The organism is Aquabacter sp. L1I39 (assembly GCF_017742835.1).
Taxonomy (GTDB): Bacteria; Pseudomonadota; Alphaproteobacteria; order Rhizobiales; family Xanthobacteraceae; genus L1I39.
The window spans coordinates 63,232-84,144 of the sequence record NZ_CP072392.1 but is presented as its reverse complement, the minus strand read 5'-3'; the positions used below and the strand labels follow the sequence as shown (position 1 = coordinate 84,144).

General features: G+C 67.5%; 18 protein-coding genes. 8 read left to right on the top strand and 10 right to left on the bottom strand.

Features of this window, described 5'->3' with window-relative positions; genetic code table 11:
- Window positions 1-11: 11 nt before the first annotated feature.
- Window positions 12-782: a TetR/AcrR family transcriptional regulator gene (locus tag J5J86_RS00400; protein WP_209102955.1), complete on the bottom strand. Its 771-nt coding sequence runs from the start codon at window positions 780-782 to the stop codon at window positions 12-14.
- A 129-nt stretch (window positions 783-911) separates the two neighbouring features.
- On the opposite strand from J5J86_RS00400, the gene J5J86_RS00395 reads away from it, so the two are divergent.
- Both J5J86_RS00395 and J5J86_RS00390 read left to right on the top strand, forming a co-directional pair.
- Entirely contained in the window at window positions 912-1,910 is a 999-nt protein-coding gene (locus J5J86_RS00395) for a tripartite tricarboxylate transporter substrate binding protein (RefSeq protein WP_209102954.1), read from the top strand.
- 1 nt (window position 1,911) lies between these two features.
- Window positions 1,912-3,075, top strand: a complete 1,164-nt coding sequence (locus J5J86_RS00390) for an acyl-CoA dehydrogenase family protein (protein ID WP_209102953.1) — start codon at window positions 1,912-1,914, stop codon at window positions 3,073-3,075.
- A 69-nt stretch (window positions 3,076-3,144) separates the two neighbouring features.
- Here the strand turns inward: J5J86_RS00390 and J5J86_RS00385 are convergent, their stop codons facing one another.
- The 5 genes from J5J86_RS00385 to J5J86_RS00365 form a co-directional block, all read right to left on the bottom strand.
- A complete protein-coding gene (locus J5J86_RS00385; protein WP_209102952.1) occupies window positions 3,145-3,924 on the bottom strand; it encodes an enoyl-CoA hydratase/isomerase family protein in 780 nt (259 codons plus the stop codon).
- A 29-nt stretch (window positions 3,925-3,953) separates the two neighbouring features.
- The gene (locus J5J86_RS00380) at window positions 3,954-4,943 is read right to left on the bottom strand and encodes an NADPH:quinone oxidoreductase family protein (protein WP_209102951.1); all 990 of its coding nucleotides are present in this window, start codon (window positions 4,941-4,943) and stop codon (window positions 3,954-3,956) included.
- A gap of 3 nt (window positions 4,944-4,946) precedes the next feature.
- The gene (locus tag J5J86_RS00375; RefSeq protein ID WP_209102950.1) at window positions 4,947-7,061 is read right to left on the bottom strand and encodes an acetate--CoA ligase family protein; all 2,115 of its coding nucleotides are present in this window, start codon (window positions 7,059-7,061) and stop codon (window positions 4,947-4,949) included.
- A gap of 421 nt (window positions 7,062-7,482) precedes the next feature.
- Window positions 7,483-8,421: a hypothetical protein gene (locus J5J86_RS00370; protein WP_209102949.1), complete on the bottom strand. Its 939-nt coding sequence runs from the start codon at window positions 8,419-8,421 to the stop codon at window positions 7,483-7,485.
- Window positions 8,422-8,492: 71 nt separating this feature from the next.
- Window positions 8,493-9,110 carry an alpha-ketoglutarate-dependent dioxygenase AlkB family protein gene (locus J5J86_RS00365; RefSeq protein WP_209102948.1) on the bottom strand — a complete coding sequence of 206 codons (618 nt, stop codon included), beginning with the start codon at window positions 9,108-9,110 and terminating at the stop codon, window positions 8,493-8,495.
- 147 nt (window positions 9,111-9,257) lie between these two features.
- Here J5J86_RS00365 and J5J86_RS00360 point away from each other — a divergent pair, with 147 nt between their 5' ends.
- A complete protein-coding gene (locus J5J86_RS00360) occupies window positions 9,258-9,617 on the top strand; it encodes a DUF1236 domain-containing protein (RefSeq protein WP_209102947.1) in 360 nt (119 codons plus the stop codon).
- A 13-nt stretch (window positions 9,618-9,630) separates the two neighbouring features.
- On the opposite strand, the gene pncA is transcribed toward J5J86_RS00360, so the two are convergent.
- Window positions 9,631-10,272 carry a bifunctional nicotinamidase/pyrazinamidase gene (gene pncA, locus J5J86_RS00355; RefSeq protein WP_209102946.1) on the bottom strand — a complete coding sequence of 214 codons (642 nt, stop codon included), beginning with the start codon at window positions 10,270-10,272 and terminating at the stop codon, window positions 9,631-9,633.
- A 212-nt stretch (window positions 10,273-10,484) separates the two neighbouring features.
- On the opposite strand from pncA, the gene dnaK reads away from it, so the two are divergent.
- The 4 genes from dnaK (at window position 10,485) to J5J86_RS00335 (ending at window position 15,462) form a co-directional block, all read left to right on the top strand.
- Window positions 10,485-12,383, top strand: coding sequence for a molecular chaperone DnaK (gene dnaK, locus J5J86_RS00350; protein WP_209102945.1), 1,899 nt, complete (start codon window positions 10,485-10,487; stop codon window positions 12,381-12,383).
- Between the two features lie 200 nt (window positions 12,384-12,583).
- Window positions 12,584-13,738, top strand: coding sequence for a molecular chaperone DnaJ (gene dnaJ, locus J5J86_RS00345; protein WP_209102944.1), 1,155 nt, complete (start codon window positions 12,584-12,586; stop codon window positions 13,736-13,738).
- Window positions 13,739-13,816: 78 nt separating this feature from the next.
- The gene (locus J5J86_RS00340) at window positions 13,817-14,458 is read left to right on the top strand and encodes a DUF1007 family protein (protein ID WP_209102943.1); all 642 of its coding nucleotides are present in this window, start codon (window positions 13,817-13,819) and stop codon (window positions 14,456-14,458) included.
- Entirely contained in the window at window positions 14,455-15,462 is a 1,008-nt protein-coding gene (locus J5J86_RS00335; RefSeq protein ID WP_247657826.1) for a nickel/cobalt transporter, read from the top strand. The genes J5J86_RS00340 and J5J86_RS00335 overlap by 4 nt, the downstream gene beginning before the upstream one ends.
- 43 nt (window positions 15,463-15,505) lie before the next feature.
- Here the strand turns inward: J5J86_RS00335 and J5J86_RS00330 are convergent, their stop codons facing one another.
- Window positions 15,506-15,772, bottom strand: coding sequence for a hypothetical protein (locus J5J86_RS00330; RefSeq protein WP_209102942.1), 267 nt, complete (start codon window positions 15,770-15,772; stop codon window positions 15,506-15,508).
- Between the two features lie 382 nt (window positions 15,773-16,154).
- Between J5J86_RS00330 and J5J86_RS00325 the strand changes: the two genes are divergently transcribed.
- Window positions 16,155-19,637, top strand: coding sequence for an indolepyruvate ferredoxin oxidoreductase family protein (locus J5J86_RS00325; protein WP_209102941.1), 3,483 nt, complete (start codon window positions 16,155-16,157; stop codon window positions 19,635-19,637).
- A gap of 91 nt (window positions 19,638-19,728) precedes the next feature.
- Here J5J86_RS00325 and J5J86_RS00320 read toward each other — a convergent pair whose 3' ends face one another.
- Together J5J86_RS00320 and J5J86_RS00315 are read right to left on the bottom strand one after the other, a co-directional pair.
- On the bottom strand, window positions 19,729-20,151 hold the full coding sequence (locus tag J5J86_RS00320) for a DUF2852 domain-containing protein (protein WP_247657824.1): 423 nt from the start codon (window positions 20,149-20,151) through the stop codon (window positions 19,729-19,731).
- A gap of 106 nt (window positions 20,152-20,257) precedes the next feature.
- Window positions 20,258-20,893, bottom strand: coding sequence for a TetR/AcrR family transcriptional regulator (locus tag J5J86_RS00315; protein ID WP_209102939.1), 636 nt, complete (start codon window positions 20,891-20,893; stop codon window positions 20,258-20,260).
- Window positions 20,894-20,913: the final 20 nt, after the last annotated feature.

Genomic DNA, 20,913 nt, shown 5'->3' with positions numbered 1-20,913 from the left:
CCTCCCCTTCGTCAGGCCGGTCGTTCCAGCGCCCGGCGCGTCGCCTCCGAAAGCGGAGCCGATAGCGCTCCTTCCGTCATGTCCACCAGATTGGCGATGAAGCCGTCGCGTCCCAGCACCATGGGGCTGCGGCCGGCGGCGCTGTCGCGCTCGAAATCCGCCAGGGCATAGATGGCCTGGCGCAGCGCGATGGAGACGCGGTCTCGCACCAGCGAACGGGGCAAGGCGGGCAGGATGCGGTGGATGAGGCTCACCACCCGCGAGAGACTCTCATCATGCCGGTCCCGTGCGATGGTCCAGATGTCGAACTGGTGGCTGGCATAGAACTGGGCCAGGAAGCCGATATAATTGTTGGATCCTGTCCCGTCATTGGTCTGCGCCGCCAAGGGCAGGATGAAAGCCTCCGTCACCCGCCGCAGGTTCCCCGCCATTCCGGCGGCCTCAAGGGCGTCCAGCACGTTCATGCGGGCTTCGTTCACCGCCGACATGCGCTGGTCGAGGATGGCTGTGACCAGGGCCTCCTTCGAGCCGAAATAGTAATGGATGGCCGAGGCATTCTGCTGGTCCGCCGCGCGGTTGATCTCGCGCATGGAGGTGCCGTCTATGCCGTTGCGGGCGAACAGGCGTTCGGCCGTCTCCAGCAGATGCTCGCGTGTCGTGCGGTCGCTCTCCACCGCCGGCTCGCCATCGACGGGGCGGGGACGCACGGTTCCGGCGGGGCGGCCGCGCCCTGATCCCGGTGGGCGTCCCCGGGCAGGCGCCGGTGCCTTGCTTTCGCTCATGTCCATGGCCCGTTCGCAGGGGTGGTGAAAATCGGTTGTTGAATTAAAGCATATGAATTAATTTCTCCCCAGCCCAAAGCCGGAGCCCAGAAAACCGGCGGGACGAAGCAGACCGGGGAGGAAAGCAGCATGACGACAGACCAGACCTTCACGCGCCGCGCACTGGCAGCCGCGGCCTTGGCCGCGCTCGCCATCACTATCTCACCGGCATCGCCCGTGAAAGCGGCTGAGGCCTGCACCACCGACACCGTGACCCTGGTGGTGCCCTATGCGCCCGGCGGCGTGGTGGACCTGATCGGGCGCGTGGTGGCGGACGACCTGCGGACCAGCATCGGCCACAATGTGATCGTGGAGAACAAGCCCGGCGCCGGCAGCAATATCGGCACGGCGGCGGTCGCCCGTGCGGCGCCCGACGGGCGCACCCTGATCGTTGCCTCCGCCGCCCACACCATCAATCCGTCCATCTATGCCAAGCAGCCCTTCGATGCGATCACGTCTTTCGCGCCCGTGGGCATGATCGGCGTGGTGCCGAACCTCATCGTGGTGCCGCCGGACTTTCCGGCCAAGACCATGCAGGACCTCATCGCCTATGCGAAGGCCAATCCCGGCAAGGTGGATTTCGGTTCGGCCGGCACCGGCTCCTCGCCGCACCTGGCCATGGAGATGCTGAAGGTGAAGACCGGCATCGACATGCTCCACGTGCCCTATTCCGGCCAGCCCCAGGCGGTGCAGGATCTCCTGGGCGGGCGCATCCAGGCCATGGCCTTGACCATGACGCTGGCGCTGCCCCTGGTGAAGGAAGGCAAGCTGAAGGCCCTCGCCATCACCTCCGACACGCGCTCCGACGCGCTCCCTGACGTGCCCACCGTGGCCGAGACGGTGAGCCCCGGCTTCAACGTGGTCACCTATCTTGCGCTCCTGGCACCCGCGGGCACGCCGCCCAAGACGGTGGATTGCCTCGCCAAGGCGCTCCAGGCCGGGCTTGCCAAGCCCGAAGTGGTGGCGCGCCTCAAGCCGCTCGGCGCCACCGTCACCCCCTCCACCCCCGCCGAACTCGGCGCCTTCCTGGAAAAGGACAAGGCCAATTGGGCGGACGTGATCTCCAAGGCCAACATCAAGGTGCAGTGACATGGACGGGTCGGTGGCCGGTCAGCCGGATTTCGAGGCCTATCTGGCAAAGGTGCGGGCCTTCACGCGGGACGTGCTGCGCCCCGCCGAGCGACAGGTGGAGCGGGACGACGCCATCCCGGATGCGGTGGTGGACGGCATGCGCCGGCTCGGTCTGTTCGGCATCACCTTGCCGCCCGCTTATGGCGGGCTCGGCTGGAGCATGGAGCAGCAGGTGCGGCTCACCTTCGAGTTCACCCAGGCTTCGGCGGTTTATCGCTCGCGCTTTTCCACCACCATCGGGCTCACCTCCCAGGTGGTGCTGGACTATGGCACGCAAGACCAGCGCGACCGCTATCTGCCCGGCATGGCATCAGGGGCCATCACCGGCGCCTTCTGTCTGACAGAGGAGGCGGCGGGCAGCGATGCCGGGGCGGTGGAGACGGTGGCGGTGAAAGAGGGGGACACCTATGTCCTCACCGGACACAAGCGCTACATCACCAACGCGCCGGACGCCGATCTCTTCATGATCGTCGCGCGCACGGGGGATGCGTCCTCCGGCGGCAAGGGCCTGTCCTGCTTCCTGGTGGAGCGGGGCGTGGACGGCCTGTCCACCCCGCCCCATGACCGCATGATGGGCCAGCGCGGCTCCCATGTGGGCGAGGTGCACCTCGACGGCGTGCGAGTGCCGGCGTCCGCCTTGCTCGGCGGCGAGGAGGGGAACGGCCTGAAGAAGGCGCTGCGCGGCATCAACCATGCCCGCACCCATGTGGCCGCCACCTGCGTCGGACAATCCCTGCGGCTCATGGAGGAGGCGAAGGCCTATCTCTCCAGCCGCCGACAGTTCGGCCAGCCCATTGGCTCCTTCCAGGCCATGCAGGTGCTCCTGGGCGAGAGCCAGGCGGAGATCGCGGCCGCCCGCGCCCTGGTGCTGCAATGCGCCCGGCAGTTCGATGTCGGCCCAATCCCCCATGTGGAGATCGCCTGCGCCAAACTGTTCGCCAGCGAGGTGGTAGGACGGGTGGCCGACAGGGTGGTGCAGATGTTCGGCGGCCAGGGCTATTTGGAGGAGCAGGCGGTGGCGCGGCTCTATCGGGATGTGCGCTTGTTCCGCATCTTCGAGGGCACCTCGCAGATCCAGCAGATCAACATTGCCCGCCAGGTGCTGAGGGAAGAGGCGGCCTGAGCCCCGCGACCAACCAAAAGGCCGGCGCGGGTGACTGCGCCGGCCTTTTTCTTTCAGCGGAAGAGCTGGTCAGAAGCCAGAAAAGCTCGCCTTGCGCTTCTCCAGGAAGGCGGCGCGGCCCTCGGCGAAGTCTTCCGAGGTAAAGAGCAGGCCTTGCGCGTCCGCTTCCGCCCGCAAGAAGGGGTCGAGGGTGCTCGGGTGCATGGCCAGCATGGATTTTGCCAGCGCGAACGCACGCGTCGGACCCGCGGCGATGGCGGCGGCCCGCTCCAGAGCCAGATCAAGGGCCCCCCCTGGCGAGCTGACGAAATCAGCTAGGCCCATTGCGCGCGCCTCATCCCCCGTCACCGCCTCACCGGCAAAGACGAAGCGCCGGGTGGCGCCCATGCCGATGCGCCACGGCAAGGTCCAGAGCGCGCCGAGATCCGGCATCAGGCCCACCTTGTCGAAGGCGCTGGTGAAACGGGCATCGCTGGCCGCCACCACCAGGTCGCAGGCAGCGGCAAGGGCAAGGCCCGCGCCCACCGCGTGGCCCTCCACCGCCGCGATCACCACTTTCGGGCCGCCCAGCAGCAGGCGGCCGATGCGCTGAAGCCGCTCCACCCGGTCACGCCCGGCAAGGCCGGCGCCCGGTGTCATGGCAGAAAGATCGCCCCCTGCGCAGAAGGTACCGCCCGCGCCGGTGATGACGACGGCCCGCACCTGCGGGTCCGCCATGGCGGGGGCGAGGGCATCATGCAGCGCTTCCCGCACAAGCGGGGACAGCGCATTGCGCCGTTCCGGCTGGTTGAGGGTGAGAAGGCGCACCGCGCCGCGATCCTCCACGAGAACGGCCTCTGTCCCACTCATCCGCACTTCCCCTTCTCGTCCAAACCCGCTCAGGGCACGACCACCGCCTTGCCGAGGAACCGCCGCCCGGCAATCTCCTCCATCACCGCCGGCACGCCGGCCAGGCCCTGCACCACCGTCACCGGCGCATCAAGGGCTCCGTCCGCCAGCGCGTGGAAGACCCGTTCCGCCGCCGCCGCCAGGACGGCCGGGCGCTGCCAGCGATAGAAGCCCAGCACCATGCCCAGCACGGCGCGGTTCTTCACCAGCAGGCGGTTGGCGGCAAAGGAGGGGATGCCGCCGCCGGCGAAGCCGATCACCACATAGCGCCCGTCCCAGTCCAGGAGGTTGGCGGCGGCCTCGGCGAAGGCACCACCCACCGGGTCGATGATGACATTCACGTCGCGGCCACCATTGAGGCCCTGGCAGCGCTCGCGGAAGCCATCCCCATAGACGAGCGCGGCATCCGCGCCGGCCTGGCGCGCCAGGTCGCAGCGGGCCTCATCACTGGCGGCGGCGATGACGCGGGCGCCATGCCAATGGGCAAGTTGCACCGCGCAGAGGCCCACCCCGCCGGCCGCGCCACCCACCAGCACCGCTTCTCCGGCCGTCAGGGCGGCCCGATCGGTGAGGGCGATCTCGGCCGTCAGCGCCACCGAAAGCCACGCGGCGGTGCGCACGGGGTCACAGGCCGCCGGCAAGAGGAAGGTCTCGCTGGCGGCGGCGATGGCGCGGCGGGCGTGGCCGCCGTCATAAAGGAGGGAGGCCACGCGGTCGTCCGGCTTCACATGGGATACGCCCGAGCCGACGCTTCGCACCCGCCCCACCACCTCCATGCCGGCGGCGAAGGGCGTGGCGTGCTTGTTCTGGTGGAGATTGCGCACCATCAGCACGTCCACATAGGAGATGCCGGCGGCCTCCACCTCGATCTCCACCTCGTTGTCCTTGAGCGCGCGCAGCGCCAGCGAACCCAGTGACAGGCCGGCGGGCTCCCCATGGGCGGAGCAAACCAGCGCATCCACGGTTTCATATGCCGTCATGGCTCAGATCCTCGTTGTGATGACGGCGTCGAGCGCCACGGCCCCTTGGCCGGCGGGACGGACCAGGAAGGGGTTGATGTCCAGCGTCACCAATTGGTCCTGGTGAGCGGCGGCGAAGCGGGAGAGGTCGCTGAGCGCGTGGGCCAGCGCGTCGATGTCCGCAGGCGGCGCGCCGCGCACGCCCTGAAGGATGGCCGCGCCCTTGATGGAGGCGATCATCTCACGGGCCTCCTCCAGGCCAAAAGGCGCGCGCTTCAGCGCCACGTCGTGCAGCACCTCCACCAGAACGCCGCCAAGGCCGAACATCACCATGGGGCCGAAGACGGGATCCACCTGCACGCCCAATATGGTCTCCACCGCCCCCTTGAACGGCACCATGGGCGCGACGAGGCAGCCCTCGATCCGCGCGCCGGGCATGGCGGCGCGGGCGCGGGCCATGACCTCTTCGGCCGCGCGCTTCACCGCCTCGGCATCGCCGAGGTTGAGTGCGACGCCGCCAATGTCTGACTTGTGCAGGATGTCGGCCGACAGCACCTTCACCACCACGGGGAAGCCGATCTCCCGCGCCGCTTCGGCCGCCGCCTCCGGTGTGGCAGCTGTCCGCGCGCCCGGCACCGGGAGGCCGGCAGCGGCGAGGACCGCCAGGGCGTCATGCTCGTTCAGCGTGCCTGCCGGCAGGGCCAGGGGTGCCATGGGGGCGGGCGGGGTGCGCGCCGGGCGCGGGGCGGACAGCTGCGCCATGGCGGCGGCGGTGCGCACGGCGGCATCCGGCTCGGTGAAGACGAGGCAGCCATCCGCCTCATAGGCGGCGCGCACGGCGGGAGGCGTTGCGCCGGAAATGGCCAGGAAAGCGTCCGGATGGCGGGCGCGCACCTCCTGCCAGACCTTCTGGATGCGGAAGCCGTTGTCCTCCCGGTGGCCGGCGCCGGCATTGAAGGCGACGATGCTGCCGAAATCCGCCTCGGCCAGCACCACCTCCACCATGTCGCCGAAACGGTCCAGCTCGCCCAGCATCTGGCCGGTGACATCCACGGGATTGCGCGTGCCGGCGAAGGGGATGATTTCGCGGATGCGGGCCTGGGCCTCTTCGCCCAAGGGCGTCGGGTCGAGCCCGCCGGAGACCGCCTCGTCCGCCATCATCACGCCGACACCGCCCGAGACTGTGATGAGGCCGATGGCGGTATTGCGGGGCGGACGGCCCACCGCATAGGCATAGCCGAGGTCGAACCATTCGGCGATGGTGCGGGCGCGATGGGCGCCGCACTGGCGCAGCACCGCGTCATAGACCGCATCTGCCCCCGCCAGCGAGGCGGTGTGGGAGGCGGCGGCGGCCGCACCCGCCTCGGTGCGCCCCACTTTCAGCACGATGACGGGCTTGCCCGCCTCACGCGCCTGCCCCAGGGCGGCCACCAGGCGCGGGCCGTTCCGCGCGCCTTCCATATAGACCAGGATCACCCGCGTGGCGGGATCGGCGGCGAGATAGGCGATGCCGTCCGCCACCTCCACATCCGCCTCGTTGCCGGTGGTGATCCAGGTGGAAAAGGACAGGCCCCGGTCCTGGGCCAGGTTCGCCACATAGCCGCCGAAGGCGCCGGACTGGCTGACGAGGCCGATGGACCCGCCGGAGGGAAAGCGCGGCTTGAAGAAGGGGCAGAAGCTGGCGACGAGGCCCGTCTCCAGATTGGCGACGCCCAGCGCGTTCGGCCCGATGATGCGCATGCCGGAGCGCCGCGCCAGGGCTGTCAGCGCCGCCTGCGCGTCCTCCCCTGCCCCGCCCACTTCGGCAAAGCCGGAGCTGAACACCACGGCCGCCTTGGTGCCGCGCGCCGCGCACTCTTCCAGCGCCTCCAGCACGCCCGAGGCGGGAATGGCGATGATGGCGAGGTCCACCGGGCCGCCGATGGCGGCGAGAGAGGGCACCGCCTCATAGCCGCTGATGCGGCCGCCCTTGGGATTGACCGGATAGACCGCGCCCGAAAAGTCGTATTCGCGCAGCATGGCCACCGGAACGGCGCCGATCTTTCCCGGTGTGGCCGAGGCGCCGATAATGGCGACCGAGCGGGGGCGGAACAGAGGCTCCAGGGACGCGGTCTCGATGACCGAAGGGGCAAGGCTCATGGCTTGGCGTCTTTAGGTTGGCGTTTCTCGGGACGTATGGCCGGGGGTCTTCTGGGGACTGGCCTTTGGCTCCACTGGCGATGCCAGCATGGCGGGCCTGTTGGGCGCGTGCGGGAGGCGGCGACAAACGGGCATGCCGCGCCGGAGAGCAGGTGTCGCGAAGCGCGTCCGCTCATCGGCAGAGCGAATTTAATACACTCGAATTAAAATTCGCTGTCAACGGCCCCTGCGCGGTGGATCGCCCCCGGTCCTGCGACGGCCTTATTGCCTTCCTGGACGGTACAGGTGGCTCATCAACAGACGCTGGCGGCGCTAGGTGGCGGCCGTACAAACCCTGTTCGTTAGACGCAGGCGCTCCGCTGCGGCCTCGACCATCCCGGAAGGTGTGGGACGTCCGTTCCTGGCAATCGCACGAGCGACGTCAGCGCGGCTCCATGCCGTCTCGCAAGGCGCGCAGCCGGCCATATTCGTCGGTGAAGTCCTTGGTCCGCACAATGGCCACCATCCGCAGATGGGCCGAAGGACCAAAGCGCAGCCACTGAATGACCTTCACGTCCGCATCGCCCGCCGCATCCTTTGCGTTGGCGAGAATCTCAAAGCCCGGCATTCCACCGATCCGCAGCGGCTCCGCACGTTCGATACGCATGTCCTTGACGCCGGTCACCGAGGACAGGGCGCGCAGGGCAAATTGGCGCCGCTCCTCCTCCCGGGGCGCGCCGGGAGCGACGCCGGCGACGAAGATCGCCTGGTCGGCGTTCTCGATCACGTCCTTCGGCCCATCGGTGAGGACGACCGCCGTATTGCCGATCACTTTCACCGGCCGGAACCCGGCCATGTCGGTGAAGCGGAACGGCAGCTCGGCCATCTGCTCCTGAGGGGTTGGAGGGGTGCGATAAGCGAGGGTCTCCAGCGTCTTGCGCACGGTTTCGTCGGTGAGCTTTCCGGCGTTTTCGTCCGCGACCTGGATGGTGACGAGCACCGTCGCCTGGGACGTGCCGGCCAGGAGAATCCATTTGCGGGCGGAAACCGTGCCCACATGCTGCTTGCCCGTGACGAACAGCGTCTTCGCGTCCGGCAAGGCCAAAGGCAGCGTGCCTCGTGCATCCACGGTGATGCCCTTGGAGGCGAGAGCCGCGTCGGTGAATCCCGCCTCCACCTGACTGTAGGCCACCGCCGGCATCTCCACCATGAGAATGGCCGCGCCGATGGTGGGATCCTCGAAGCCCGCGAAGGTATTGCTCTCCACCATGCCGACAGGGGGTACCAATCCGAAAGAGCTTCCCTTGGGAAACGTCACGTCGGCAGCCCCTGCGATCCCGCCCGACAGCAGGAGGGTGGCGAGAATGAGCGGTAAGCGCATGTGCATCTCCAGAAGGGCTATGTCCCTCTTTAGAACCAATCCGGGCGGAACCATGGCGGCGAGGGCGGTGGTCAGGGCGGCGTGACCCGCCTTAGCGTCAGGTTGAAGCGACCGGGCCGGCTGATGAGGGTCGAGGTGCCCGGAAGGATGCGGTCGATCCCGTGATAAGCCAGCCGTCCCGGTCCGCTGAGAAGGACCGCGTCGCCTGAGGCGAGACGGATCGAGCGCGTGGGCGTGCGCCGCTCGGTCCCGCCAACCCGGAACAGGGCGGTGTCCCCGAGGGAGAGGGACAGGACGGGGGCGGTGAGGTCCTGTTCATCCTTATCCTGGTGAAGCCCCATGCGGGCCTCGGGACCATACCAGTTGATAAGGCAGGCTTCCGGTGGATAGGGCACGCCGGACAGCGTGTGCCACAGCTCGGTCAGCGCTGCGGGCAAGGCAGGCCAGGGTTGCCGGGTGTCGGGATGGAAGGTCTGGTAGCGATAGCCGTCCACGTCCGAAACCCACCCGAGCGGGCCGAAATTGCTCATTCGCACGCTGAAGGGTTGCCCGGTGCGCGGCATGCGCGGCGTAAAAAGGGGCGCCTGAGCCAGCCCGCTTTCGACCTGCGACAGAAGCGCCTCCTGCTGGCAGCGATCCAGACGGCCCGGCCACCACAGGCAGCCGGGAGCAAGTTCGAGCTTCTGCATCCGATCCTTCCCGTGGTGTGCGTCCGGCACAATGACCCATGCCCGGCCTGCCCGGAAGGGTTTGTGGTTCTCATAGGAACGCTGCGCGGGCGAGGCGCGTTGCAAGGGAGCTGGAAAGGCGCTGGGGAGACACAAGGAGTTCTCAACATGATGCTTCGTCTCACTGGTCCGGTATGCGCGGCCCTTCTCCTGGCCGGCACCGTCGGCGCACGCGCACAGGTGGCCCCCGTCGTGGTGACAGAGCCGCAGGCTGTGGTCGTCACCCCCGCTCGGGGCGCTCTGGTGCAGCGCTACGTGGTCAGCGCCGCGCCTGCGGTCGTGGTGTCGAGCGGCTATACGCCCGTGGTCGGTGCCGTGATGCCCGAAACGGTGCAGTTGCAGGTTTTCGACACCATGCAGGACTATGGCGGCTTCAATGCGCCCGCCTATCGCTACGTGGTCCTGCAGGATCAGGGCACGGTTCTGGTGGAGCCGGAAAGCCGCCGCATCATCCAGGTGATCCGCTGACCAGGTTTTCCCGCTAAAGGTCGGCGAGCCCGATCAATTCGACGCCCGCCGCGGCCATGTCGGCCTGCGCGCGGGCGAGCGAGCCATTCGCGTCGATCGCCCGGCATCCGTCCAGGATCACCTGCGTGCGGAAGCGGTGGCGGGCGGCGTCGACGGCGGACCAGGCGACGCAGAAGTCCGTCGCCAAACCCATCAGGCAGACGTGGTCGATCCCACGGTCGCGCAGCGCCCCAGTCAAACCGGTTGGGGTCACGCGGTCAGCTTCATAGAAGGTGGAATAGCTGTCGATGCCCGCGTGCACACCCTTGCGCACGATCATATGGGCGTGGGGGACGTCGAGGCCGGGGGCAAAGGCGGCCCCAGCAGTTCCCTGGACGCAATGGTCCGGCCACAGCACTTGGGGGCCGTAGGGGAGATCGATCACCTCGAAGGGGGCGCGGCCCGGATGGGACGTCGCAAAGGACACATGGCCCGCCGGGTGCCAGTCCTGGGTCAGGATGACGTTACGGAAAGTTGAGGCGACCCGATTCGCCAAAGGGACAACTTCGTCGCCGCCTGCGACCGCAAGGCTTCCGCCGGGCAGGAAGTCCACCTGGAGGTCCACGAGCAGCAAAGCGACCCGCGGATTCTCGCCGATGGATGACGTCGCGCGCATGAGGACCCTCGCGGATTCTTGAAAAAGCTAATGCGCGCCATCTTGCACGCCTTGCGGCGGTCCGACACCCCTCCTATATCGGCCTCGAACGCCACGGAAACGTGACGTACCCCAATTCAACGGGGACCGGCGGACAGCCGCGGGAGGGGCTCGCGGGCATCCTTTTGTGGGCGCTGCAAAGGCCCGGCCGGTCTGCCGACAAGGAGAAGTATATGTCCAAGATTATCGGCATCGACCTCGGAACGACCAATTCCTGCGTGGCGGTGATGGAGGGGGCCTCCCCGAAGGTCATCGAGAACGCCGAAGGCGCGCGCACCACGCCGTCCATCGTCGCCTTCACGGAAGATGGCGAGCGTCTGGTTGGCCAGCCCGCCAAGCGGCAGGGCGTCACCAATCCCGAGCGCACCTTTTTCGCCGTGAAGCGCCTCATCGGTCGTCGCTTTGACGACCCGACGGTCGCCAAGGACAAGGGCCTCGTTCCCTATAAGATCGTGCGCGCCGACAACGGCGACGCCTGGGTCGAGTCCGACGGCACCAAATATTCGCCCTCGCAGATTTCCGCCTTCATCCTTCAGAAGATGAAGGAGACGGCCGAGTCGTTCCTGGGCGAGAAGGTCGAGAAGGCGGTCATCACCGTCCCGGCTTACTTCAACGACGCCCAGCGCCAGGCCACCAAGGACGCCGGCAAGATCGCCGGTCTCGAGGTGCTGCGCATCATCAACGAGCCCACCGCGGCCGCGCTTGCTTATGGCCTTGACAAGAAGTCGGCCGGCACCATCGCGGTCTATGACCTGGGCGGTGGCACGTTCGACGTGTCGATCCTGGAGATCGGCGACGGCGTGTTCGAGGTGAAGTCCACGAACGGCGACACGTTCCTGGGCGGCGAAGACTTCGACATGCGGCTCGTCAATTATCTCGCCGACGAGTTCAAGAAGGAGCAGGGCATCGACCTGCGCAGCGACAAGCTCGCCCTCCAGCGGCTGAAGGAAGCCGCCGAGAAGGCCAAGATCGAGCTGTCGTCCGCGACCCAGACCGAGATCAACCTGCCCTTCATCACCGCCGATGCGTCCGGTCCCAAGCACCTGACCATGAAGCTGACCCGCGCCAAGTTCGAGGCGCTGGTGGAAGACCTCATCCAGCGCACGGTCGAGCCCTGCCGGCTTGCCCTCAAGGATGCGGGCCTCACCGCCGGCCAGATCGACGAAGTGGTGCTGGTGGGCGGCATGACCCGCATGCCCAAGGTCCAGGAAGTGGTGAAGCAGTTCTTCGGCAAGGAGCCCCACAAGGGCGTCAACCCGGACGAGGTGGTCGCCATCGGCGCCGCCATCCAGGCGGGCGTGCTCCAGGGCGACGTGAAGGACGTGCTGCTGCTCGACGTGACCCCGCTGTCGCTCGGCATCGAGACGCTCGGCGGCGTGTTCACCCGCCTGATCGACCGCAACACCACCATCCCCACCAAGAAGAGCCAGGTGTTCTCCACGGCTGAGGATGGCCAGACCGCGGTCACCATCCGGGTGTTCCAGGGCGAGCGCGAAATGGCGGCGGACAACAAGATCCTCGGCCAGTTCGACCTGGTGGGCATCCCGCCCGCGCCGCGCGGCGTGCCGCAGGTGGAAGTGACCTTCGACATCGACGCCAACGGCATCGTGCAGGTGTCCGCCAAGGACAAGGGCACGGGCAAGGAACAGCAGATCCGCATCCAGGCGTCCGGCGGCCTCAGCGACAATGACATCGACAAGATGGTCAAGGACGCGGAGGCGCATGCCGCCGAGGACAAGAAGCGCAAGGCTCTGGCGGAAGCCAAGAACCATGCCGAGGCCCTGATCCACTCCACGGAAAAGGCCATGTCCGAGCACGGCGATAAGGTGGGCGCCACCGAGAAGGCGGCCATCGAGCAGGCCATCACGGATCTTAAGGGCGTGGTGACCGGCGAGGACGCCGACGCCATCCAGGCCAAGACCCAGGTCCTGGCCCAGGCCTCCCTCAAGCTGGGCGAGGCCATGTATGCGGCCCAGCAGGGCGGCAGCGAAGAGCCCGGCGCCGCCAAGAAGGACGACGTGGTGGACGCCGAGTTCACCGAAGTGGACGACGACAAGAAGAAGTCGGCCTGATCCTTGCCTCCTCATCCCGCAAGGGATGGGAGCGTGAACCACCGATCCCCCGGGGCTTGCCCCGGGGGTCTTGTATCGGGGCACCTGTTGCCCGCCCCTCGGACCATGTGCCCGCGGCTCGCCGGGGCGGAAGGGGCGTGGTGCCGCACATGACGCTTCAGGGGCCCCCTACCGGACCGGGGCGGCGGATGTAACGAGCCATGTCGAAGCGCGATTATTACGAAGTTCTGGGATGCGACCGCGGTGCCGATGAAACGGTGCTGAAGGCCTCCTACCGCAAGCTCGCCATGAAATGGCACCCCGATCGCAACCAGGGCGACGGCGAGGCCGAGATCCGCTTCAAGGAAGTCAACGAGGCCTATGAGGTCCTGAAGGACCCGCAGAAGCGCGCCGCCTATGACCGCTTCGGCCATGCCGCCTTCGAAAATGGCATGGGGGGCGGCGGGCCGGGTGGGCCGGGATTTGGCGCCGACTTCGCCTCCACCTTCGCCGACATCTTCGACGATCTGTTCGGCGGCCAGATGGGCGGCGGGCGCGGCCGGCCGGGCAATGGCGGGCGCGGGCGCGGGGCGGACCTGCGCTACAATATGGATATCACGCTGGAAGAAGCCTTCGCCGGCAAGGATGCCCAGATCAAGATCCCCACTTCCATCGTGTGTGAGTCCTGCTCGGGCTCCGGCGCCAAGGCGGGCACCCAGCCCAAGACCTGCCGCACCTGCGGCGGCGCGGGCAAGATCCGCCATGCCCAGGGCTTCTTCACCCTGGAGCGCACCTGCCCCGCCTGTCAAGGCCGTGGCAGCATGATCGAGGACCCCTGCCCCAATTGCGGCGGTGCCGGCCGCGTCACCCGCGAGCGCACCCTCACCGTGCACATTCCGGCGGGCGTGGAGGATGGCACCCGTATTCGCCTGGGCGGCGAGGGCGAAGCCGGCACGCGGGGCGGTCCTGCGGGCGATCTCTACATCTTCCTGTCCATCGAGCCCCATCCCTTCTTCCAGCGGGAAGGCGCAGACCTTTATTGCCGGGCGCCCATTTCCATGGTGACGGCGGCGCTGGGCGGCACGGTGGAAGTGCCCACCATCGGCGGCGAAAAGTCGAAGGTGAAGATCCCGGAAGGCACCCAGTCCGGCAAGCGCCTGCGTCTGTCCGGCAAGGGCATGCCGGTGATGCGCACCCGCAACCATGGCGACATGTATGTGCAGGTGGTGGTGGAGACGCCGCAAAACCTCACCAAGCGCCAGAAGGAACTGCTGTCGGAATTCGACCGCGAGTGCTCCAACGAGACCCATCCGGAATCCAACGGTTTCTTTGCCAAGATGAAGGATTTCTTCCAGGGCGCGGCCGACCCGGACTGAGGGGTCGCCGCCAAGATGCGTCCGCCATCCTTCCGCCGAACTGCCAAGCGAGGAGTTCGGCGTCTGAAAGGTGTGGCCATGATTCCGCGTTCGATCCGACTTCTCGCATGCGCCATGCTGGCCGTTCTCGGCTCGGTGGGAAGCGCGCTCGCTCATCCCCATGTCTGGGTGACCATGCAGACGCAGGTCATGTATGGGCCGGACGGCATGGTCACCGGGCTGAAACAGGACTGGACTTTCGACGAGGCCTTCACCGCCTTCGCTCTCCAGGGCCTGGAGCGCAACAAGGACGGCACCTATCCAGATAAGGTCCTGAAGCCACTCGCGGAGGTGAATGTCACCTCGCTCAAGGAATATGGCTATTTCGTCAAGGCCAAGAACGCGACCGCCAAGCTCGCCTTCAAGGATCCGGTCGACTATTACCTGACCTATGAGAACGAAGCGCTGACGCTTCACTTCATCCTGCCGTTGGTCAAGCCCATACCGTCCAAGGGGACCATGAGCTTCGACATTTACGACCCAACTTACTTCGTTTCTTTCAGTTTCGCCGACAAGGATCCGGTGGCCCTCGCGGGAGCGCCCTCGGGCTGCTCCTCGCAGGTGATCGTGCCGAACCAGCCGCAGACCATGCAATTGTCCGAGAGCTTCTTCACGGATCTCACCTCCTCAAGCACCTATGGCGCGCAATTCGCCAATAAGGTCACGGTGAGGTGTCCGTGAGGAAACCGGCCTTCCCGGCCGTGCGCGGCCCCCTTCTCGCCGCTCTCCTCATCGCTGTCCTTCTTGCCCTGGATGCCCATGCGGGATCCGTTGCGGCACAAACCCTCGGGCAGGCGGGACCGAAGGCGTCTCCCTTCGGTATGGGCACGCCGGGGCCGGCCCCCTCGGGTTTCACCGGCTTCATCCTGGCCAAGCAGTCGGAATTCTACCGCGCCCTCATCCAGGCCGTGCGCGCCGCCAAGGCCGATGGCAATGCGGTGAAGGTTCTGGCGGGGCTCTCTTTTCTCTATGGCATCTTCCACGCCGCCGGTCCCGGCCACGGCAAGGCGGTGATCTCCTCCTACCTGCTGGCGGATGGCGGCACGTTGCGGCGCGGCATCGGCCTCGCCTTCGCCTCCGCTTTGGTGCAGGCCTGCGCGGCGATCCTGTTCGTGGGCGTGCTGGCATTGCTGTTCGGCGCCACCGCAGTCTCCATGGCCAGGGCCCTGAACATGGTGGAGATCGCGGCCTATGGCGGCATCGCCCTGTTCGGGGCATGGCTCGCCTTCACCAAGGGGCGCAGCCTCGTGCGGCAGTGGAGGGGCGTGCCGGCGGACCATGTGCACGGTCCGGACTGCGGCTGCGTCGACAAGCACGCGCCCGACCCGCATCTCCTGGATGGACGCGGGGGCTGGCGTCGCGCCGCCATTGCGGTTGTCTCGGCCGGTGCGCGCCCTTGCTCGGGAGCCATCTTGGTGTTGACGTTCGCCCTCGCCCAGAGCGTGCCCTGGAGCGGCGTCATTTCGGTCTTCGCCATGGGAGTGGGCACCGCCCTTACCGTTTCGGCAATTGCGGCGCTCGCGGTCTATGGCAAGAGGGCGGCGGTGGGGATTGCAAGCTTGGGAGGCCCGCGCGCGGCCCTGGTCACGCTGGGGGTGGAGCTCCTCGCGGCTCTGCTGGTCATGGCCTTCGGGCTGGCGCTGCTGACCGGCTATCTGGCCAGCGAGCGCCTGCTTCCGGGATAAGGTTGGGCGGTCCGGGGCTTCCCGGCCTCCGGTCCCTCGGGTCTCAGCGGCGCGAGAGCATCAGGTCCACGAAGCCCTGATAGTTCACGCCGTCCATGAAGCCCGCGCCAGCGACCTGGTCAAGCTGGCCGTCGTCCAACGGGCGGCCGCCGAACACGTCCTGCGGCGCGAAGGGATGGCTCGTACCCTGGGAGAGCGCGGACAGCTTCATGGCGAGCTCGGCGGCGGCCGCCGCGACGATGGCTTCCACCTTGGCGGCCAGCTCCGGCTGCGCCTTGGCGGCCTCAAGGAATTGGGACACCTTGCTCATCATGCCCTCCATCAAGGCAGGGGCTGCGCCGATACACGCCGGCGATGACATCACCCTGCGGCGCCTTTCCAGTGCTGATCAAAGCAGCCGCAAATAAGGCGGCGTTCGGGAAAAGAGCCGGGAAGTCACCCGCGCGTGGGCGGACGCAAACGCTCTTCCTTAGCAGACGTGCGCCGGTAAAATGTTGCGCTGCACGCCTTTTAGGTGATGCAGTGCACCAAAGTGCGTCACGCCTGCATTTTTGGCAATTTCATTTCACAACCCTTCCAAACAACGAAATTGCGAGGGGCGGCGGTCCGTGTCAGCTTTGATGTGGATCAAGCCGGCGCGGCATCTTGCCGAAGCCGGGGGCGCGGGCACTGCGCCGCGTCGGGAGGCCCTGATGGCATTGAAGCCTGTCTCGCTCGACGACAAATACGACCTCGCCAAAGAAGAGGTCTTCGTTTCCGGCACCCAGGCGCTGGTGCGCCTTGCCCTGATGCAGAAGGAGCGCGACCGGCGGGCGGGCCTTAACACGGCGGGTTATGTGAGCGGCTATCGCGGCTCGCCGCTGGGCGGCCTCGACCAGCAGTTCCTGCGCGCCGACAAGGTGCTCAAAGCCAACGACATCCTGTTCCAGAGCGGGCTGAACGAGGATTTGGCCGCCACCGCCCTGTGGGGCTCCCAGCAGGCGGAGCTGCGCGGCGAAGGCAAGTATGACGGCGTCTTCGGCCTCTGGTACGGCAAGGGCCCGGGCGTCGACCGCTCCGGCGACGTGTTCCGCCACGCCAACAATGCGGGCACCTCGCCCTATGGCGGCGTGCTTGCCCTCATGGGCGACGACCATACCTGCGAAAGCTCCACCACCGCCCATCAGAGCGAGTTTCATTTCGTCGACGTGATGATCCCGGTCCTCAATCCGGCCGGGGTGCAGGAGATCCTCGATTATGGCCTCTATGGCTGGGCGCTGTCGCGCTTTTCCGGCGCCTGGGTGGGGCTGAAGGCGGTCAAGGACACCATCGAATCCACCGGCATCGTGGATGGGCGCCTCGACCGTGTGAGCCTGGCGGATCTCGGCGGCTTTACACTGCCGCCCGGCGGCCTCAACATCCGCCTTGGCGACACGGCCATCGCGCAGGAAGAGCGCCTCCAGGAATATAAGCGCGACGCCATCATCCACTTTCTGCGTGCCAATCGGCTCAACCGCTTCATCACGTCCGGCGGCGCGCGCCCGCGCATCGGCATCGCCACCGTGGGCAAGAGCTATCTGGACGTGCGCCTCGCCCTCGACGAGCTGGGGATCGACGAGGTGCGCGCCAACGATCTGGGCATCCGCATCTGGAAGGTGGCCTGCCCCTGGCCGCTGGAGACGCAGGGCCTTCAGGATTTCGCCCGTGGCCTCGACCTCATCATGGTGGTGGAGGAGAAGCGCTCCCTCATCGAGGTGCAGGTGCGCGAGGAGTTGTACGGCACCGCCAACCAGCCGGTCTGCATCGGCAAGAAGGACGAGCAGGGCCGCTGGCTGTTCCCGGTCAAGGGTGCGCTCGATCCCAACGACATCGCCATCGCGCTCGGCAAGAGGCTTCTGGCCTATGGCGACATCCCCGACATCGCCGCCCGCGTGGCGGAGCTGGAGGAGGCCCAGCGTGTGCTCGCCGCCACCGGAGACGTGGCCACCCGCATTCCCTATTTCTGCTCCGGCTGCCCGCACAACACCTCCACCAAGGTGCCAGACGGCATGCGCGCCTATGCGGGCATCGGCTGCCACTACATGGTGCAGTGGATGGACCGCCAGACCACGGGCTTCACCCAGATGGGCGGGGAAGGCGCCAACTGGATCGGCGAGGCGCCCTTCTCCAAGCGCGGCCACGTATTCCAGAATCTGGGCGACGGCACCTATAACCATTCCGGCTATCTGGCGGTGCGCGCCTCCGTGGCCGCCAAGGTGAACGTCACCTACAAGATCCTGTTCAACGATGCCGTCGCCATGACCGGCGGCCAGCGACATGACGGCAACCTGAACGTGCCCATGATCGCCCAGCAGGTGGCGGCGGAGGGCGTGCAGCGCGTTGTCGTCGTCACCGACGAGCCGGACAAGTATCCCGCCGGGATCAAATGGCCGGACGGGCTGACCATCCATCATCGGGACGAGTTGGACAAGGTGCAGCGGGAGTTGGCCACGGTGCCCGGCGTGACCGCTCTCATCTATGACCAGACCTGCGCCTCCGAGAAGCGGCGCCGCCGCAAGCGCGGCCAGTTCCCGGACCCGGACAAGCGCGTCATCATCAATGAGCGCGTCTGCGAGGGCTGCGGCGATTGCGGCGTGAAGTCCAATTGCGTGTCCGTGCAGCCGCTGGAGACCGAGTGGGGCCGCAAGCGGGAGATCGACCAGTCCTCCTGCAACAAGGACTTCTCCTGCGTGAACGGCTTCTGCCCGTCCTTCGTGACGGTGCACGGCGCCAAGCCCCGCAAGAGCGCGGGCGCGGCGGCAGGCGCCGGCGACTGGCCTGAGCTCCCGGAGCCCAACTTGCCCGCCATCGAGGGCACCTATGGCGTCATCGCCACGGGTGTGGGTGGCACCGGCGTGGTGACCATTGGCGCCATCCTGGGCATGGCGGCGCACCTGGAAGGCAAGGCCTGTGGGATGATCGACATGGCCGGCCTCGCCCAGAAGGGCGGGGCGGTCTACAGCCATATCCGCCTCGCCCATGCGCCCGAGGACATCACCGCCATCCGTATTCCCGCGCGCGGGGCCGACTTTATCCTGGGCGGCGATCTGGTGGTGGCCGGCACCAAGAAGGTGCTGGCGTCGGTGAAGCCCGGCAAGACGCTGGTGGTGGTGAACACCCACGAGGTGTTGCCGGGCGATTTCACCCGCAATGCCGACTATTCCCTCCCCAGCGCTCGCATCAAGCGCACCATTGCCGCCACTGCGGGGGAGGAGAACACCCACCTGATCGAGGCCAGCCGCCTCGCCACCGGCCTGTTCGGCAATTCGCTGGCGCAGAACATTTTCATGGTGGGCTATGCCTATCAGTTCGGCGGCCTGCCCGTGTCGGCCGAGGCCATTCTCAAGGCCATCGAGCTGAATGGCGAGGCGGTGGCCATGAACCAGGCTGCCTTCCTGTGGGGCCGGCGTGCGGCGCATGATCCGGCCCGCGTGGAAGCCGCCATCGGCACCTCCGCGCCGGTCAGCGAGGCCCGGGTGCTCTCCACCTCGCTGGACGAGATGATCACCCGCCGGGTGGCTGACCTCACGGCCTATCAGAGCGCCCGCTACGCCGCCCGCTTCAAGGCGCTGGTGGACAAGGTGCAGGCCGCCGAGGCGGCCCGCGCCCCCGGCCGGTCCGGCCTCACTGAGGCCGTGGTGCGCAATCTCTACAAGCTCATGGCCTATAAGGACGAGTATGAGGTGGCCCGGCTCTTCTCCGACGGCGCCTTCCAGCGCCAGGTGGAAGCGGCCTTCGAGGGCGACCTCTCCTACGAGTTCCACCTTGCCCCGCCCATCTTCGCCAAGCCCGATCCGGTCACCGGCGAGCCGCGCAAGATGCGGTTCGGGCCGCGCATGATGAAGGGCTTTTCCTGGCTCGCGCGCTTCAAGGCGCTGCGCGGCACGCCACTCGACATCTTCGGGTGGAGCGAGGAGCGCCGGACGGAGCGGGCCCTCATCAAGGATTACGAGAAGCTGGTGGCGGAGCTGATCGGAGCGCTGAACCTCGACAATCACGCTTATGCGGTGGCGCTCGCCTCCATCCCCGCCAAGATCCGCGGCTACGGCCATGTGAAGGTCCGTCACTTGGCCGCCGCCAAGGCGGAGGAGGCCGACCTCCTGGCCCGCTTCCGCGCCCCGCCCGCCGCCCGGCCGGAGGCACAGGCGGCGGAGTGACGCGCGGGCGGTGCGCGCGAGCAAGGCCCAGCCCAAAAAGAAACCGCCGGCCTGAGGGCCGGCGGTCTTTTCCGTTCAGGAGGCGGGCGCCTCAGTCCTGTGGCTGGGGCGCTTCGGGCTGGTCGCTGGCGCGGCCGGTGCGGCGGCGTTCGGCCATGAACTGGTCGAACTCGGCCTTGTCCTTGGCCATCCGCAGCCGCTCCAGGAAGTCCTTGAACTCCTTCTGCTCCTCCTCGAGGCGCCGCAGCGTCTCGGAGCGGTATTCGTCAAAGGCCCGGTTGCCCGAGGAGGGCGGGCCACCGAAGCCCCAGGGGCCCGGCCCGCGGCCGCCGCCGCACATGCGGTCCATCTTATCCTGCCAGCGGGCCATACGATGTCCGCAGCCCACGCGCCCGGAGAAGAGGGTGAAGGCGAGGACCGCCAGGCCCGCCGGCCACCAGAACACGAAGCCGAGGACCGCCAACGCGATCCACGCCCCGGTGCCGAGGCCATCCAGTTTCGATACGAGTGTCACGGCCAACCCTTTCGGCGTGAATGTTAATAACATTTACATAGATGGGCCCAAGTCCGCTTTCTGTCAAGGGCCGTCGCGCGGACCCGTCGCCTGGTGGCCGAAAATTTCAGTCGCGCGGGCCGGCGCCGAGGCCCTGGAGATAGACCAAGACGCCCGCCTCCAAGAGCTCTTCCGGCGACATGGGCAGGCTGCGGCGCGCCTTGTCGCCGCGACCGAAGAGGTCAGCGATGCCATGGGCCAGCGACCAGATGTGAAGCGCCAGCATCATGGCCGGGGGCCGGGAAGGCAAGGTTGCCGCCACCGCTTCCGCTGCGCTGCGCAGGGCGCCGAAGGCGCGGTCGCCTTCCGCCCGCACTTCCGGCGTGGCGTCGGCGGGCACGTTGGCCTCGAACATGGCCGCATAGAAGGCCGGCTGGGTGCGGGCGAACGCCAGATAGGCCCGGCCCAGCCGCTCAAGCGCGGTGCGCGGATCGGGCCAGCCCCGGTCCCAGGCCGCTTCCAGCGCATCGGCGAAGGCAGCAAAGCCGCGCCGGGCCACCTCGGCCATCAGGTCGTCGCGATCCCGGAAATGGCGGTAGGGCGCGGCGGGGCTCACGCCGGCCGCCCGCGCCGCCTCCGCGAAGGTGAAGCCGCCGGGTCCCTTTTCGCCGATCAGGTCGAGGGCGGCGCGCACCAGGGCTTCCTTCAGGTTGCCGTGGTGGTAGCCGCGCGTGCCCTCTCGGTCCGATTTCGACCAGCTCATCTTTGGGTCCCGGTTATGTA